At 38.8% G+C, this 15,301-nt stretch carries 16 protein-coding genes; 9 read left to right on the plus strand and 7 right to left on the minus strand.

The features are described from left to right. Positions 1-3 precede the first annotated feature (3 nt). Positions 4-1,620 (minus strand): glycoside hydrolase family 32 protein, encoded by a 1,617-nt coding sequence (locus tag JM79_RS15085; protein ID WP_141878948.1) that lies wholly within the window; start codon positions 1,618-1,620, stop codon positions 4-6. 4 nt (positions 1,621-1,624) lie between these two features. After that, a complete protein-coding gene (locus JM79_RS15090) occupies positions 1,625-2,959 on the minus strand; it encodes a sugar porter family MFS transporter (protein ID WP_141878949.1) in 1,335 nt (444 codons plus the stop codon). A gap of 310 nt (positions 2,960-3,269) precedes the next feature. On the opposite strand from JM79_RS15090, the gene JM79_RS15095 reads away from it, so the two are divergent. Together JM79_RS15095 and JM79_RS15100 are read left to right on the plus strand one after the other, a co-directional pair. Further along, on the plus strand, positions 3,270-3,758 hold the full coding sequence (locus JM79_RS15095; protein ID WP_141878950.1) for a hypothetical protein: 489 nt from the start codon (positions 3,270-3,272) through the stop codon (positions 3,756-3,758). An 81-nt stretch (positions 3,759-3,839) separates the two neighbouring features. After that, positions 3,840-4,559 carry a TerC family protein gene (locus JM79_RS15100; protein ID WP_141878951.1) on the plus strand — a complete coding sequence of 240 codons (720 nt, stop codon included), beginning with the start codon at positions 3,840-3,842 and terminating at the stop codon, positions 4,557-4,559. On the opposite strand, the gene JM79_RS15105 is transcribed toward JM79_RS15100, so the two are convergent. Genes JM79_RS15105 through JM79_RS15120 form a run of 4 tightly spaced genes read right to left on the minus strand, consistent with a single transcriptional unit; the run spans position 4,556 to position 6,978 of the window. Next, on the minus strand, positions 4,556-5,137 hold the full coding sequence (locus JM79_RS15105) for an urea carboxylase-associated family protein (protein WP_141878952.1): 582 nt from the start codon (positions 5,135-5,137) through the stop codon (positions 4,556-4,558). The genes JM79_RS15100 and JM79_RS15105 overlap by 4 nt on opposite strands. Then, positions 5,137-5,754, minus strand: a complete 618-nt coding sequence (locus JM79_RS15110) for an FMN-binding negative transcriptional regulator (RefSeq protein WP_141878953.1) — start codon at positions 5,752-5,754, stop codon at positions 5,137-5,139. The genes JM79_RS15105 and JM79_RS15110 overlap by 1 nt, the downstream gene beginning before the upstream one ends. An 11-nt stretch (positions 5,755-5,765) precedes the next feature. Next, positions 5,766-6,449, minus strand: a complete 684-nt coding sequence (gene gntA, locus JM79_RS15115) for a guanitoxin biosynthesis heme-dependent pre-guanitoxin N-hydroxylase GntA (RefSeq protein WP_141878954.1) — start codon at positions 6,447-6,449, stop codon at positions 5,766-5,768. Positions 6,450-6,456: 7 nt separating this feature from the next. Next, entirely contained in the window at positions 6,457-6,978 is a 522-nt protein-coding gene (locus JM79_RS15120) for a YetF domain-containing protein (protein ID WP_141878955.1), read from the minus strand. Between the two features lie 200 nt (positions 6,979-7,178). Between JM79_RS15120 and JM79_RS15125 the strand changes: the two genes are divergently transcribed. Both JM79_RS15125 and JM79_RS15130 read left to right on the plus strand, forming a co-directional pair. Next, positions 7,179-7,892, plus strand: coding sequence for a glycerophosphodiester phosphodiesterase family protein (locus JM79_RS15125; protein ID WP_141878956.1), 714 nt, complete (start codon positions 7,179-7,181; stop codon positions 7,890-7,892). Positions 7,893-7,937: 45 nt separating this feature from the next. Beyond that, the gene (locus JM79_RS15130) at positions 7,938-9,146 is read left to right on the plus strand and encodes an NAD(P)/FAD-dependent oxidoreductase (RefSeq protein ID WP_141878957.1); all 1,209 of its coding nucleotides are present in this window, start codon (positions 7,938-7,940) and stop codon (positions 9,144-9,146) included. Here the strand turns inward: JM79_RS15130 and JM79_RS15135 are convergent. After that, on the minus strand, positions 9,136-9,615 hold the full coding sequence (locus tag JM79_RS15135) for a TspO/MBR family protein (RefSeq protein ID WP_141878958.1): 480 nt from the start codon (positions 9,613-9,615) through the stop codon (positions 9,136-9,138). The two genes, JM79_RS15130 and JM79_RS15135, sit on opposite strands and share 11 nt — an antisense overlap. A 96-nt stretch (positions 9,616-9,711) precedes the next feature. Between JM79_RS15135 and JM79_RS15140 the strand changes: the two genes are divergently transcribed. From JM79_RS15140 to JM79_RS15160, 5 genes are all read left to right on the plus strand, one after another. Further along, positions 9,712-10,794, plus strand: coding sequence for a diphosphomevalonate decarboxylase (locus JM79_RS15140; protein WP_141878959.1), 1,083 nt, complete (start codon positions 9,712-9,714; stop codon positions 10,792-10,794). A gap of 48 nt (positions 10,795-10,842) precedes the next feature. Beyond that, the gene (locus JM79_RS15145; RefSeq protein WP_141878960.1) at positions 10,843-11,781 is read left to right on the plus strand and encodes a mevalonate kinase; all 939 of its coding nucleotides are present in this window, start codon (positions 10,843-10,845) and stop codon (positions 11,779-11,781) included. Positions 11,782-11,791: 10 nt separating this feature from the next. Next, complete coding sequence (locus tag JM79_RS15150; RefSeq protein ID WP_141878961.1) at positions 11,792-12,697, plus strand: geranylgeranylglycerol-phosphate geranylgeranyltransferase; 906 nt, start codon at positions 11,792-11,794, stop codon at positions 12,695-12,697. 81 nt (positions 12,698-12,778) lie between these two features. Continuing rightward, positions 12,779-13,618: a pseudouridine synthase gene (locus JM79_RS15155; RefSeq protein ID WP_141878962.1), complete on the plus strand. Its 840-nt coding sequence runs from the start codon at positions 12,779-12,781 to the stop codon at positions 13,616-13,618. 277 nt (positions 13,619-13,895) lie between these two features. Further along, positions 13,896-15,299 (plus strand): arginine decarboxylase, encoded by a 1,404-nt coding sequence (locus JM79_RS15160; protein ID WP_141878963.1) that lies wholly within the window; start codon positions 13,896-13,898, stop codon positions 15,297-15,299. Positions 15,300-15,301 lie beyond the last annotated feature (2 nt).

Consider the following 15,301-nt stretch of genomic DNA (forward strand, 5'->3'; position numbering starts at 1 on the left):
CTTTTATTGATTATTAAAATTTAGTTCATAGGCTTCAAAACTATCCACCATAAATTCTTTTTCTTCGGAACCAACCGAAAAAGTATCCCATGGCTGCTCAGAAAAAAAGATCTCTGTAATAACGGTCTTTCCATTATCGATGAATAATTCCATACTGGTTTTATCAAGTAACATATGAACTTCCATAGAATTGGACGCTGTTATTCTCGGCGCCGTTGAAGGTGTCCCGGAAAACTTATCTGAAAAATCATTCACTCCTGCCTTACTTCTATCCATGCTGAATTTTTGTTCTGAATGATCATAATTCACCACGAATTGTTCTCCCTGTTCATTAGAAAGTGTAAAATGGTAGTTGCCATCTTCCTCTAATCCAGAAATACTGAATTTCACCTCAGCTTTAGATAGATCGATCTCTGATGAATCGATTAACACCAGGTCTTCCTTAGCTGAAAGTGCGCTTTTTTTAACTGGTTCACTTCTAAATTTTTCTAATTCCTCTACCGGCTGGGAAGTAACCAGGTATTGTCCATCTTCTTTGATAAGCTTCAGTTCTCTTGCAATGGTCATCGCACTTCTCCAGGTTTCGGTTGGCACTTCCTGTGCATATAACCAGTTAGACATCCACCCCAGAAACAATTTCCTGCCATCTTCCTCTGGCACATTAGACCAGGTCACCCCAGCGTAATTGTCTCTTCCAAAGTCTATCCAGTAGTCATGCTTTTCTTCCAGATTGGTCATATTTTCTTCCGGCGTAAAGGTTGTGCCATCAAAATCTCCTACAAAATACTGAGTCCCAGATCCACCATTATAGCCTCCAGGATTTAAACTTTGAATCAGCACCCATTTAGTTTCACCGGTACCTTCAACCTGCATTGGAAAGAAATCCGGGCATTCCCAGACTCCGTCATGTGCTCCATTCCCTTGTCCAAACTCAGAAACTTTTTTCCATTCTTTCAGATCCTGTGAAGTATAGAACAAAGTTTTTTCGGTCGTTGCCAAAGCCATTAGCCACTGCTTGTGTTCCTCATCCCAGGTTACTTTGGGATCTCTAAAATTTTCAATTCCTGGATTGGGTAACACAGGATTGCCTTCATATTTTGTCCAGGTCATACCTTTATCAAGACTATAAGCGATCGCCTGTGACTGGTAATCCTTCTCACCTTTCTCAGCTCGTTTTGGTTCATGGTAAGTGAAAATAGCCACCACCGGAGTTTTGCCATTCTCTCCGAATCCTGAAGTATTGTTTTTATCTACCACAGCACTACCTGAGAATATATAACCTTTTTCATCTGGAAACAATGCGATCTCCTGTTCTTCCCAGGTGATCATATCCTTACTTGTGGCATGTCCCCAATGCATTGGACCCCAAACATTATCGTCTGGATAATACTGGAAATATAAGTGATAGGTACCATCCAGATAGAACATACCGTTCGGATCATTCATCCAGTTCTTTTCCGGAGTAAAATGAAAATTGGGTCTATAGGCTTCGTCACTGTTTTCCTCAACTTCTGTTTGAGCTATTTCTTCGGAAGTTTCTTCAGAATTTTGATCCTTACACGAATTGAAAAACAGGCAGCAAACAGCCAGTGAGGTTAAACCGAATTTAATCTTGTTCATAATATCAGGTTGTAGTTGAAATTTCTTTAATGGATAATTCTTCCGCCAGTTCTTCCAGAGATTTCCCTTTGGTTTCTGGCATCATAAAAATAACGAAAAACAGTTGTAGCACCATCATGAAGGCAAAGAAGGCGAAAACCCAGCCGGCACCAATTGTACTGAATAAATACGGAATACTGGAAGGGATGATCGCGGCAAGCACCCAGTGAGTTGAACTTCCAAATGCCTGTCCTGAAGCTCGTAATCTGTTAGGGAATATTTCAGAAATAAATACCCAGATAACCGCTCCCTGTCCTATGGCGTGCGACGCTATAAACAGAAATAAAAATATTGGTACCCATAAACCTCCCCAATTCAGAAAGAATGCAGCTGCAACCAGTGAAAGAGATATAATATAGCCTATCGATCCAAACAGCAAGAGTTGTTTTCGACCAAGTTTATCAATAAGAAACACTCCTAATAAAGTGAACAACAGGTTTACAACTCCAATTCCAATACTGCTTAACAAGGCTGTACTTTCTCCAAGTCCGGCAGCTTCAAAAATTCTCGGGGCATAATACAGGAATGCATTGATACCGGATAACTGATTGAAAAATGCAATTAAAAATGCCAGAATAAGCGGAAAACGGTACTTTTTCATAAAGATATTCTCACCGGTAGCTTCAGAATCAGATTGTGTTCTGATCTCCTGAACTTTGGCACTAACGTCTAATCCTGGATTGATCCTTTCCAGAATGCGTTTAGCCTCGGCCATTCTTCCTTTAGAGACCAACCAACGCGGACTCTTAGGAATCCCAATAACAAAAAGAATATACAGGAAAGCTGGAATAGCCTCTACACCAACCATCCATCTCCATGGTTCTTCTCCGGTATTTCTTAACAGGTAATTGGAAAGAAAAGCGATAAGAATCCCCAGAACGATATTGAACTGGTACAGGGCAACTAGTTTACCACGTTTATTGGCCGGTGCTATTTCAGATACATACGCTGGTGCGGTGATGGTAGAAGCTCCTACTCCAAGTCCACCCAGAAATCTAAAGAATGCAAAGGTATAAGGATCGTCTACCAGGGATGAACCCAGGGCAGATACGAAATACAGAATTCCAATAGCGATCAATGTATTTTTTCTACCGAATTTATTTGTAGGAATACCTCCGAAGATCGCTCCAACAACAGTACCCCATAAAGCCATGGCCATCACAACAGAACCATGGAAAGCATCTGAAGTCCCCCACAATGCCTGTAATTGTTTATCTGCTCCTGAAATTACTACTGTATCAAATCCAAAAAGAAACCCGGCAAGGGCTGCACTTATGGAATAGAAGAAAATTTTATTCATAATCGTAATTAAATAAGATTGGATATCATAGTTCGCTAGATTTCATAACTGAACCATGAAATATTCAAAATTAAGTGCAGAATTTAAGAATTATTAAATAAACTGAACCAACTATAAACAGATTAAAGCATTTTGGTGATAATAAATACCAATTTAGAGACATACCATTTCGCATTTTAGTTTTTGAAATCTCTTCACTATTAAATTGGAAAGAAAGTTCTATATTCATTCTCAACCAAACATCAAAAGATATTCAAGGCGACCCGATTAATCAGCAGTTAAGCTGAGCGGTTTTCTATGAACTATTTTGATGAAAAAATGTATCGTACTCTTATTACTATTATTAGCAACGCAAATTTCTGCTCAAAGCTGGATTAGTAGTGATGAAACCTATTTTTATGCTGGTACAGGGCTGGATGTTCGAAATGCAGTATTTGGAGGCACAGTGAACCCAGCTGCTTACGACGGTATATTTTCTCTGGGATACCGAAATGAACATTTTAGCTTCGAAGCGTATTACGAAACTTTTCAAGCCATCAATTATGCTTCATCAGGTTTTAATCTTGGATACGTTTACAGACCCGGGAAAAAGCTGATCCCTGTAACGGATCTCTCCCTCTCTATAATTCAAAGACCCTGGAGATCCTTTCCTTCTCTCGCAGTCAATAACCGACTGGAATTTCACTTTTACAGATTCTTTATTTATGTGCGAGGTGAATCCCGCTGGCGAACGGATTATGATTTTTTCCAGATTTCTATCTACGGTGGCGTTAATTTCAAATTCGGTTTTGAGAATTAACAGGCTCAATCAGTTTCTCATAATATTAACTATGAGTAATTCATTTTTATCTAATTTTGAAGTTGTACCAACCAATTGATCATGGAAATATTTCTACAACCAGATACCTGGGTAGCTCTTCTAACTCTTACTTTTCTGGAAATCGTTCTGGGGATAGACAATATTATTTTCATCTCTATAGTAGCAGGTAAAGTTCCCGAAGAGAGTCAGAAAAAAGCTAGAATAGGTGGTTTATCCATTGCCTTGATCATGCGTATTTTGTTGCTTTTAAGTATCACATGGATTATTGGGCTTACCGAACCTGTACTCACCGTGGCAGATTTTGAATTAAGCTGGCGGGATATTATCCTGGTCGCCGGTGGTATATTCTTATTAATAAAAAGTACTCTTGAAATTCATCATAAGGTAGAAGGACAGGAGGAAAATAATACGACCGAAAAAGGTAAAAAGCCAACGATAAGTTTTAGCTCTGCGATCGTACAGATCGTACTTCTGGATATCGTTTTCTCCTTTGATTCCATACTTACGGCCGTAGGTTTGACAGACCAAATTATCCTAATGGTGATAGCAGTAATTGTTTCCATCATCGTAATGATGATTTTCGCCAAACCTGTAGGAGAATTTGTAAATAATCATCCTACAATTCAGATCCTGGCATTATCATTTCTGATACTAATTGGAGTCATGCTTATCGTTGAAGGTGCACATTATCATGTTCCTAAAGGCTACATCTATTTTGCAGTATTCTTCTCTCTAGCTATAGAAATGTTGAATATGCGTTACCGTAGGAAGAACACTTAATCGATAATTTCGTAGTGAATTGGCTTAAAGGTTCCACCATTGCTATCTTCGGCAGAACATGCTGTCAAAGCAACTATAAGGTCCATTTTCGCTTCGAACAGAACATAATCACCGGCTTTGCTTAAAGGCGGATCTACGCTAAGTTTTCCATTAGTGTCGAACTGAACGTTCATAAAAATATTGAATGCGGTAGGAATATCATCTGGCTGAATTTCGAACTTCTCCAGGTTGGTATAAAGATTTTCGAAACAACTTGGGTGATACTCATTATTCTTATACATGATCTGGAAAGTTTCAGGACTGCACGGCGCTAGCAAAAAGTCATTTCTACCGTTCGTATCTTCCAGGATCTCCATCATTTTATTACTCCTGTTACTCCAGAGATGATCACCCTGACTAATCAAAATACTTTCCTCAAAATCCAGAGTTTTGCCGGAAGAGATCTTTTCCCGGGTATCTTTTGCATTAAAAAGAACCATATCGCTTACCTGTTCTCCGTTTGGATCGATCACTTTCAATTTCTGACCTTTTCTCAGTCTGAATGCCGCTCCAGTTTGTCTTTTGATTACTTCGATCATTATAAATTATGTTCGTTTTTAATGCCTTCTGAAATTTGATTTTTTAGAGGATCTTCTGAAGCATCTAATTTCTCAACCACTCTTTCCACATCTTTAGAATGGTAAGATTGATGTAGTTTTGCGATGCCTTCAACTTTTACCGGTTCGATCCAGAAACCCGTGATCTGCGGAAGGTGATCTTCCAGCATTTTCTTCGGAATTTTATCGTAGTAAAGAGGATTTTCCTGCTCTTTTTCGAAATTAGCTACCAGCTTTGAAAGAGATTCTCTTAGTTCTGACTCCGACTGAAGTTTAATTTTTCCATTCACATGCACTGCCGAATAATCCCAGGTACTAATATCAGCTTCCTCATACCAGGAAGAGGAAATATAAGAATGAGCACCATGAAATATCACTAATACTTCAACATCATCCTTCAGAAATTCTTTCTGTTCATTATGGTTTGCGATATGAGAAAATAAACTCCATTTACCTTCTTCAAATTCGTCGATAAGCACAGGAATATGCGTGGCTAGAAGATGTTCTCCCTTGAGAACAAATGTCGCAAATGGAAATTTCCGAAGAAATGGGAGAATAAATTCATCCTCATCTTTCCGGTATTTTTTTGGTCTGTACATTTCTTAATTTCCTAGTGGAATGGGCATTTCCATTCTTTATCAACTTTACGCCCACTATATTGTTTGGCTTCACTGTTATTTCCAAAGTCTTCCAACATAGGGTTGATCGAACCCTGCAAAGCTACGTCCCGATCACGAATTCTATCACGAACTTTTTGATAGGTCCCCATTTCCCTGAGTTTTTCGAACTGCCAGTGTAAATTGAATGTCAGAGTAGTATATGGACTCTGTCTCGCCTTTCTGGAAGAATTTGGATGCAATCCTACAACATAGAAAGCTTTTCCTGCAATGCTAAAACTAAAATTTTCATCCTTAGGATCATCACTAACCGCAGGATCCCATTGCTCGTTATCCAGTTTATGAATATTGCCTAACTGCTTCCATAGTAATTCTTCGAAGTTAATTCCAGAATACTCCGGAGAATTTGGAAATACCGCCAGGAACGTTTTGAAATCATTCGATTCAAAATCGTAAGCTTCAATATAGTCTTTCAAATCCTTTAATAATCTGGCAGAAGCTTCCATACTACCAAAGTCATCATAAGTTTTGAGAATAAACTGGTCCATGGCGAAAATTGTCTTGGCCATGATACACGGGTGTTCATTCTCAAGAATGAATTCGGCATATTCTGCCTTTATCTGTTCATCTGAAACAGCTTTTAAACTCTTTCGTCTTGTTCTTTCCTTCACCTGCATCTTCTTCCTATTTTGAAACGTCTTTATATAAATAATCTTCCAGTTCTTCGTCGTCTTTATCGGTATGTAAAACTGAAATATCCCCGGTTGCTTCGAAAACCACAGCTCTAACTTCTTTTAACCTGATCACATTTGCTTCTCTTAACTTAGATCGAAGATCTGCTTCGGTAACCCTGGCTTTCTTTAAGTTCTCATAAAGAATAGTTTGTCCATCCATAAGCATCAAAGGACCGTTGTCCACTACATTTTGAACCACCTTGAACCTACGCAGGATCGCCACAAATAGCTGTAAAATATATACTGCCGCGATACCAACTACACCCTCCCATAAGCTCACGCTTTTACTTAGAACCGTAGTGGCCACCATAGACCCAAGAGCTACGGTCATAGCAAAGTCAAAACTGGACATTTTAGAAAAACTTCTTTTACCGGCGATCCGGGTAAAGATGACAATTGCGATATAGATCCCTATTGCGGTTAGAATAATCGCAACAAAGGACGGAATGTCAAATGCGAACCACTTGTCCATTTAATTTAGATTTTTAATCCGATGAATCATTATTACCAAGATAATTACCTTAGAATACACCCGATTTTTGGTTGAAATTCAATTTACTCCGGCTTTTAATTAATTAAATGTTAAGCCGTCATAATCATTTCTAAATTCCCGATTTTTGTATTAAAACCGCTAAACTTTCAGGGAAAGTCATTAATTTCTAAATTTGAAAAATGGAAAAGTTCAACAAAATTGGCCATCGTGGTGCTAAAGCTCATCTCGCTGAAAATACACTGGAAAGTATTGAAAAAGCGATCAGTCTTGGGGTGAATATGATCGAGATCGATGTGCATCGATGTGCCACTGGCGAATTGTTCGTAATTCATGATTTTACCCTGGATAGAACTACTAATGGCAGCGGAGAAATCGCTAAAAAAAGAAGTGCAGAAATGCAGTCATTTTTGATCGAGGAGCGGTTCAAAATTCCTATGCTGCACGAGGTGCTTGATCTTATCGAGAATAAATGCCAGATCAATATTGAGCTTAAGGGACGGAATACCGCGAAGGCGGTTTCAGAAATTATTCAGCATAGAGTTGAAAAACAAAACTGGGAATATGGCAACTTTCTGGTTTCCAGTTTTCAGAAGAATGAATTGTTCGAAGTCAAAAAGATCAATTCCAGGATCCCGCTGGCAGTCCTGAGTAAAGCTAGTGTACCTGAAGCGATAGAACTTGGAAAGAAACTGGATGCAGTAGCCATACACCCTTCCGTAGGAATTATTACGCGAGATAATACGAAGCTATGCCAGGATCATGGCTTTAAAGTAAACGTGTGGACCGTGAACGAAGTGAATGATATCTTGAGAATGATCGATTTCGGGGTTGATGGTATCATCTCAGATTATCCGGATCGATTACAGAATCCTGTTAAGTTGTTGCAAAACTAAATACTAGCTCTTAGTTGTTTATTTTTGCCATCAAAGAGCTCATATTTGGAATATTTCGACAGGATCATAGTAGGTGGCGGTGCAGCAGGATTTTTTACAGCGATCAATATTGCTGCAAATAACAGGTCTCTGAAAGTTCTTATCCTGGAAAGAGGAAAGGAAGTTTTGAATAAGGTTCGCATATCAGGTGGTGGCCGGTGTAATGTCACTCATGCTGAATTTATTCCTGCCGAACTGGTTCGTAAATATCCCCGCGGAAGCAAAGAACTTCGAGGACCCTTTCACAAATTTATGACCGGTGATACCATTGGCTGGTTTGAAGACAGAGGAGTTTCTCTTAAAACTGAAGATGACGGACGCATGTTTCCCATTACAGATTCTTCAGAAACCATTATTGACTGCTTCAGAAAGGAATGCGATAACTTGAAAATTGAAGTCCGCACTGGTGAAAGTTTAAAGAATTTTTCTTCTGAAGGCGATTACTGGAAAATTGAAGTAGGCTCCAAAGAATATTCCTGTGAGAAATTGATGCTTGCAACCGGCAGCAATTCGAAAATCTGGAATCTTTTGAAAAGTAGCGGACACTCCATCGTTGATGCTGTACCATCCCTTTTCACGTTTAATATCGAAGATGACAGGATCAAGGATCTACCCGGCATCGCTCTTGATGCAGAAGTAGAGATTCCCGGAGCTAAACTTAGCAGCGATGGTCCATTGCTAATTACCCATTGGGGTTTCAGTGGCCCTGCTATCTTAAAACTTTCAGCTTGGGGAGCCAGGGCTTTAAATGAACTTCAGTATAAATTCAGCATAAAAGTGAACTGGATTCCTGGTGAAAATGAACTGTCGATCCTCGAAACTTTAAAAGATTTGAAACAGGAACATTCCAAACAACAGGTTTACAAAAGGTCTCAGTTTGACCTTCCAAAAAGACTATGGCACAGCCTTGTTCTTGCTTCTGGAATTTCTCAGGATAGTAAATGGGCAGACCTCAACAAACAGCAATTGTCGAATCTGGGCGCACAGCTTACAGCGGCCGAATTTGCAGTAAATGGCAAAAGCACTTTCAAAGAAGAATTTGTAACTGCTGGAGGAATAGATCTAAAAGAAGTAGATTTTCAAACATTTGAAAGCAAACTACACCCAAATCTATATTTTGCAGGAGAGATTTTGAATATTGACGCGATCACTGGAGGTTTTAATTTTCAGAATGCGTGGACAGGTGGATTTCTTGCTGCGAAAGCTATGAGTTAAGACGCCAGATCTCGAAGTTAAAAGCGAAGGCCAGAAGAATCCATACCGCATAAGGAACAAGCATATAAGCAGCTGTATTACTTACAATCTTAAACCATTTTATGGTGAAAAGTGTAACCACAAAAAGCAGTGCCAGATCCACTAGCGCCAGGACCGGTTTTTCAAGAGCAAAGAACAGCAGGAACCAGAAACCATTCAGGAATAATTGGAAACCAAAGTGGTAAAGTGCTGTTTTTACCCATTTGTGATAGAAACCTTTACTCCAAACGATACCAGCAGCAACTCCAAGTAACACGTACATAAAAAGCCAGATGGAGCTTAAAATATCATCCTTTATGTAGAACCAGGGTTTTTGCAGGCCTGTATACCAATCTGCCATTCCTGTTTGAATAGCGATCGCACCAAGAAGACCGAAGACAAGACAAATGCCTACCGCAAAAGTGCTTCTTATGAGAAGTTTTGAGGTCATATCTGGTTGGTTACTCTCACTAAAATAGCAATTTATTTAAAAGGAAACATCTCAAGATCTTTACATAAAGTTTAACTTTGACAAAAATTTTTCAGAATGACGCATCAGGAATTTGTTCCCTCCATGTATTCCAGGGAAATAAAGTCTGGCAAGGTGAGCTGGCAATCCCCAAGTAATATAGCACTGGTCAAATACTGGGGCAAAAAGGAACATCAAATTCCTGCAAATCCTTCCATAAGTTTTACGCTAAATCATTGCAGATCAACCACTAGCCTGGAATTTCAGAAAAAAGAGGATAAATCTGACAGTTTTGAGTTCGATTTCTATTTTGAGGATAAACCTAAAGAAGATTTCAAACCCAAGATTCAGAAGTTTTTTGAGCGCATTCAGGAATATTGCCCCTATTTAAACGATTACAAGTTTGTTATAAGAAGTGAAAACAGCTTTCCTCACAGTAGCGGGATCGCGTCTTCTGCTTCAGGGATGAGCGCACTTGCACTTTGTATTATGGATCTTGAACGTCAGCTAGATCCTGAAATGAGCGAAGAACACTTCCAGAGAAAAGCATCTTTCCTGGCAAGACTTGGTTCCGGAAGCGCCTCCAGAAGTATACAAGGGGATCTTATGATCTGGGGAAAACATAATGAATTTGAGAGTTCATCAGATCTTTTTGCAATTAGATATGAAAATGAATTGCATGAAAACTTTCAAAATTTTCAAGATACTATACTACTTGTAGATAAAGGTGAAAAACAGGTTAGCAGCACGGTAGGTCATGATCTAATGCATGGACATCCTTTTGCTGAAGAGCGCTTCAAACAAGCTCACGAAAATCTAAGCAAATTGATTCCCGCATTGAAATCTGGTGATTATTCAGAATTTATAAAAATTGTGGAAAGCGAGGCGTTGACACTTCACGCCATGATGATGAGTAGTCAGCCGTATTTTATTCTTATGAAACCGAACACGCTGGAAATCATCAACAGTATCTGGAAGTTTAGAGAAGAGACGGGTATCCCCGCTTGTTTCACGCTGGATGCTGGTGCTAACGTACATTTGCTATATCCTGAAGATCACGCTCCTAAAGTTTTAGAGTTCATTAAGAATGAGTTAGTTGCGTATTGTGAGAATGGACACTATATTTGCGACCTAGTTGGGAATGGCGCAAAAAAATTGTAATTTTAATAAGTTTGCGACTACATTTCTGCCTACTGAACCTGAATGCTTATGAAAGGACCTTTATTTTACTCAAAAATTCTTCTCTTTGGAGAATACGGGATCATTAAAGATTCCAAAGGTTTATCGATCCCATATAATTTTTATAATGGCGCCCTGAAGTTGTCTGACAATGATACTGAAGAGGCTAAAAAATCGAATACCAATCTGCGTAAGTTTGCTGCTTACCTTGAAGCACTTCAGGAAAACAATCCGGAACTTGTAAAGTTTGATATTGAAGCTCTTAAGGCTGATATTTCCAGCGGAATGTATTTTGATTCAAGTATTCCTCAAGGCTACGGTGTTGGTAGTAGTGGTGCATTAGTCGCCGCTATTTATGACAAATATGCCCATGATAAGATCACCGTTCTGGAGAATCTTACCCGGGACAAATTATTAAAGCTGAAAAAGATCTTTGGAGAAATGGAATCTTTTTTCCACGGAAAATCTTCAGGACTGGATCCGCTTAACTCATATTTGAGCATTCCTATTTTAATTAACTCCAAAGAAAATATTGAACCTGCAGGAATTCCTTCTCAAACTGAAAATGGAACGGGAGCAGTATTTTTACTAGACAGCGGAATTACTGGAGATACTGCACCAATGGTGAGTATTTTCATGGAGAATATGAAACAGGAGCCTTTTAGAAAAATGCTGAAGGATCAGTTCGTGACTCAAACAGACGCCTGTGTTGATGACTTTTTGAAAGGAGATGTAAAATCGCTTTTCAAGAACGTAAAGAAACTATCTCATACTGTGCTGGATAACTTCAAACCAATGATTCCTGCGCAGTTCCATAAACTGTGGCAGAAAGGGATCGAAACCAATGATTACTACCTAAAACTTTGTGGGTCTGGTGGTGGCGGTTATATCCTTGGTTTTACTGAAGATATCGAAAAAGCAAGAAAATCACTTAAAGGATACAACCTGGAAGTAGTTTACAACTTCTAAACTCAACTTTATGCCAGGGATCGCGAAAAAGCGCCTGCTACTGAAAATACTCAGTTTATTTTCTGTAGTTAGGGGATACAATATATTGGTGGTCGTCCTAGCGCAGTATTTAACTTCAGCTTTTATACTTGCCCCAGATAAACCATTGCGGGAAGTATTTTTTGATGCGAACCTGTTTTTTTTGATCCTTGCTTCGTCTACCGTGATCGCTTCAGGTTATATTATCAACAACTTTTACGATAGCGAAAAAGATCTTATCAATCGTCCTAAGAAAACCATGCTCGACCGCGTGGTTAGTCAGCGTACAAAATTGTCAGTTTATTTTATTCTGAATTTTGCCGCTATCTTTTTTGCCAGCTATGTATCATTTAAAGCAGTAGTATTTTTCAGTATCTATATTTTCGTAATCTGGCTATACTCACATCGCCTGAAAAAGATCCTGTTTCTCGGGAATCTAGTCGCTTCCATTCTTGCGATCACACCATTCTTTGTAATCTTTGTTTATTATAGAAATTTTGAGACAGTCATATTTATTCATGCTGTATTCCTCTATTTGATGATCCTTATGCGAGAACTTGTCAAAGACCTGGAAAATATGCAAGGTGATCTCGCGCAGAATTACAGAACCATACCACTTGTCTTCGGGGAGCGATGGAGCAAATTCTGTCTTGCTGTATGTGCTGTGCTTGCCATCATCCCTATTTACCTGTTGATCACTCAATTTCAGACAGGTTTCATGAATTATTATTTTTACACTTCACTCCTTTTGCTCGGTGTTTTTCTTCTACTCTTATACTTCAGTAAAGCCAAGTGGCAATACCTCCTGTTGCATAATATTTTAAAACTGATCATTGTCGTAGGCGTTTTCAGCATTCTGCTTATTGATCTTCAGGAAGTTCTCAACCGGGTATTTTGAGGTAATACCCTCATCTTAAAAGTTTTCTCAAATACTTAGCATCCTCATGCGGGATAATGTATCTTTGCAAAAATTTTGGCAATGAGCAGAAACGATAGATCTTCAGGTGGTAAGAATAGTGGCAGACAAGGTGGTGGTACCAGGAAAAAATCTCACGCACGTGGGAATGCACCGGTAAAGCCGAAAATGGAGAAGAGTCCAATTTCTAATACTGAAGGTATTCGTCTTAATAAATATATCGCAAACTCTGGAATATGTTCCCGTAGAGATGCAGATATGTACATTGCTGCCGGTAATGTTACTGTAAACGGGAAGTCTGTTACAGAGATGGGTTATAGAGTAAAACTTGAAGACGATGTTCGTTTTGATGGTCGCCGAATCAACCCGGAGAAACCACAATATATTCTTCTGAATAAACCAGCTGGATTTTTTGTAACTGGAAATCCTGAAAAAGGTGGTAAAACTGTGATGGAACTTGTTTCAAAAGTTACCGACGCTAGAGTAAGTCCTGTTGGGAAACTAGATAACCAGGCAAAGGGTCTGTTGCTGTTTACCAATGATGGAACTCTAGCTAAAAAACTGGCCAAACCTAAGAATGGAATTCGCCAGATCTATCATGTAACGCTTAGTAAAGCTCTTTCCAAGGAAGATCTTGAATCTATCGAAAAAGGAGTTTTCCTTGAAGGTTCTAAAGTGATCGTGACCAGCATTAGCTTTATTGACGACAAACCTCATACTGAAGTTGGGATCGAACTTTACAGCATTAAGGAACATATTGTAACCAGGATCTTTAAGAGCATGGGGTACGATGTAGAAAGCCTGGATCGCGTTGTATTTGGAGGTCTAACCAAGAAAGATCTGTCTCGCGGGCGCACCAGAAACCTTACTGAACAGGAGGTTATCAACCTTGGGATGCACTAATTCATTTTTTAGCTTTTCCATTTTAATTTTTTAAATACATTTACCACGTCAAAAGTCGGATCAATTTCCCTGGCTTCCTGTCGATCTATAGGTAATTGAATAGAAATATCTTTTTATTAGCTGAAAAGCCTTCAGCATTGCAACTCCATGACGATCAGAATACTATCGTTGCGCAATGGAGCGAGCCTATCTCTTATCTTAACATTAATTTATTAGTCGATCTTTTTGACCCTATCAATTATTATCTAATTTTTAGCCTTAAAATCATTTACGCAAATTGAATACAAAGTACAGCGATCTCATAGACCAGACTTATTACTTTCCACAGGAAGAATTTTCACTGGAAGGAACACAATTAAAATTTCATGATATTGACCTGATGAAGCTTGTGGAGCAGTATGGCGCTCCCCTCAAGTTTACATACTTGCCTAAAATATCACAGAATATCAACAGAGCAAAAGGCTGGTTTCAAGCCGCCTTGGAAAAACATGATTATAAAGGTTCCTATAATTACTGTTATTGCACCAAAAGTTCCCATTTTGAACATGTTCTCAAGGAAGCTTTAAGGAATGACATTCACATTGAAACTTCTTCAGCTTTTGATATTAATATTGTTGAAAAGCTTAAAGCTGCAGGAAGGATCTCCAATGATCATTGGGTAATTTGCAATGGCTTCAAAAGAGATCAATACGTTGAGAATATAAGTAGACTGATCAATAGCGGACACGAAAAGTGTATTCCTGTGATCGATAATTATGAAGAACTAGATCTACTTTCAGAAAAAGTGAATGGGAAATTCCAGGTAGGGATAAGAATTGCTTCGGAAGAAGAGCCAAAATTCGAATTTTATACCTCAAGATTGGGAATTGGATACCAGAACATCGTTCCTTTTTTTCATAAACAACTGAAAGATAACGAGCAGGTAGACCTTAAAATGCTGCATTTTTTCATTAACACCGGGATTCGCGATACAGCCTACTACTGGAACGAATTGAACAAGTGTTTGAAAGTATATACCAGTTTAAAGAAATTATGTCCTAGCCTGGATAGTTTGAACATTGGTGGTGGATTCCCTATCAAGAACTCACTGGCATTCGATTATGATTACGCTTACATGGTAGATGAAATCATTAACCAGATCAAACTAACCTGTGAAGAAGCCGGAGTAGATGTTCCAAATATCTTTACTGAATTTGGAAGTTTTACTGTTGGTGAAAGTGGTGGTGCGATCTACGAGGTTTTATATCAGAAACAGCAGAATGATCGTGAAAAGTGGAATATGATCAACTCTTCGTTCATTACTACATTGCCAGATACATGGGCGATCAGTAAAAAATTCGTCATGCTGGCAGTAAACAGGTGGAATGATGAATATGAGAGAGTTTTGCTGGGAGGTCTAACCTGCGACAGTGACGATTATTATAATTCTGAACAACATACCAACGCGATCTATCTTCCGAAGTTTAAAAAGGAAAAGCCTTTATATATTGGGTTTTTCAATACCGGTGCATATCAGGATACGATTGGAGGTTTTGGCGGGTTGCAGCATTGTCTTATTCCGCAGCCAAAGCATATTTTAATCGACCGGGATGAAGATGATAAGATTACAACGAAACTTTTCAGCGAACAACAGAACTCTGAAGACATGCTAAGTATTCTTGGCTATGATAGAAATAATTAAAA

Origin of the sequence: Gramella sp. Hel_I_59 (genome assembly GCF_006714895.1) — a bacterium.
Classification (GTDB): Bacteria; Bacteroidota; Bacteroidia; order Flavobacteriales; family Flavobacteriaceae; genus Christiangramia.

Bases quoted from the DNA above. Each gene is read 5' to 3' on its own strand.
- JM79_RS15100 (WP_141878951.1), top strand. From the start codon at position 3,840: ATGGAAATATTTCTACAACCAGATACCTGGGTAGCTCTTCTAACTCTT.
- JM79_RS15145 (WP_141878960.1), top strand. From the start codon at position 10,843: ATGAAAGGACCTTTATTTTACTCAAAAATTCTTCTCTTTGGAGAATAC.
- JM79_RS15155 (WP_141878962.1), top strand. From the start codon at position 12,779: ATGAGCAGAAACGATAGATCTTCAGGTGGTAAGAATAGTGGCAGACAA.
- JM79_RS15110 (WP_141878953.1), bottom strand. From the start codon at position 5,754: ATGTACAGACCAAAAAAATACCGGAAAGATGAGGATGAATTTATTCTC.
- JM79_RS15085 (WP_141878948.1), bottom strand. From the start codon at position 1,620: ATGAACAAGATTAAATTCGGTTTAACCTCACTGGCTGTTTGCTGCCTG.
- JM79_RS15150 (WP_141878961.1), top strand. From the start codon at position 11,792: ATGCCAGGGATCGCGAAAAAGCGCCTGCTACTGAAAATACTCAGTTTA.
- gntA (WP_141878954.1), bottom strand. From the start codon at position 6,449: ATGCAGGTGAAGGAAAGAACAAGACGAAAGAGTTTAAAAGCTGTTTCA.
- JM79_RS15105 (WP_141878952.1), bottom strand. From the start codon at position 5,137: ATGATCGAAGTAATCAAAAGACAAACTGGAGCGGCATTCAGACTGAGA.
- JM79_RS15135 (WP_141878958.1), bottom strand. From the start codon at position 9,615: ATGACCTCAAAACTTCTCATAAGAAGCACTTTTGCGGTAGGCATTTGT.
- JM79_RS15125 (WP_141878956.1), top strand. From the start codon at position 7,179: ATGGAAAAGTTCAACAAAATTGGCCATCGTGGTGCTAAAGCTCATCTC.
- JM79_RS15120 (WP_141878955.1), bottom strand. From the start codon at position 6,978: ATGGACAAGTGGTTCGCATTTGACATTCCGTCCTTTGTTGCGATTATT.
- JM79_RS15095 (WP_141878950.1), top strand. From the start codon at position 3,270: ATGAAAAAATGTATCGTACTCTTATTACTATTATTAGCAACGCAAATT.
- JM79_RS15090 (WP_141878949.1), bottom strand. From the start codon at position 2,959: ATGAATAAAATTTTCTTCTATTCCATAAGTGCAGCCCTTGCCGGGTTT.
- JM79_RS15140 (WP_141878959.1), top strand. From the start codon at position 9,712: ATGACGCATCAGGAATTTGTTCCCTCCATGTATTCCAGGGAAATAAAG.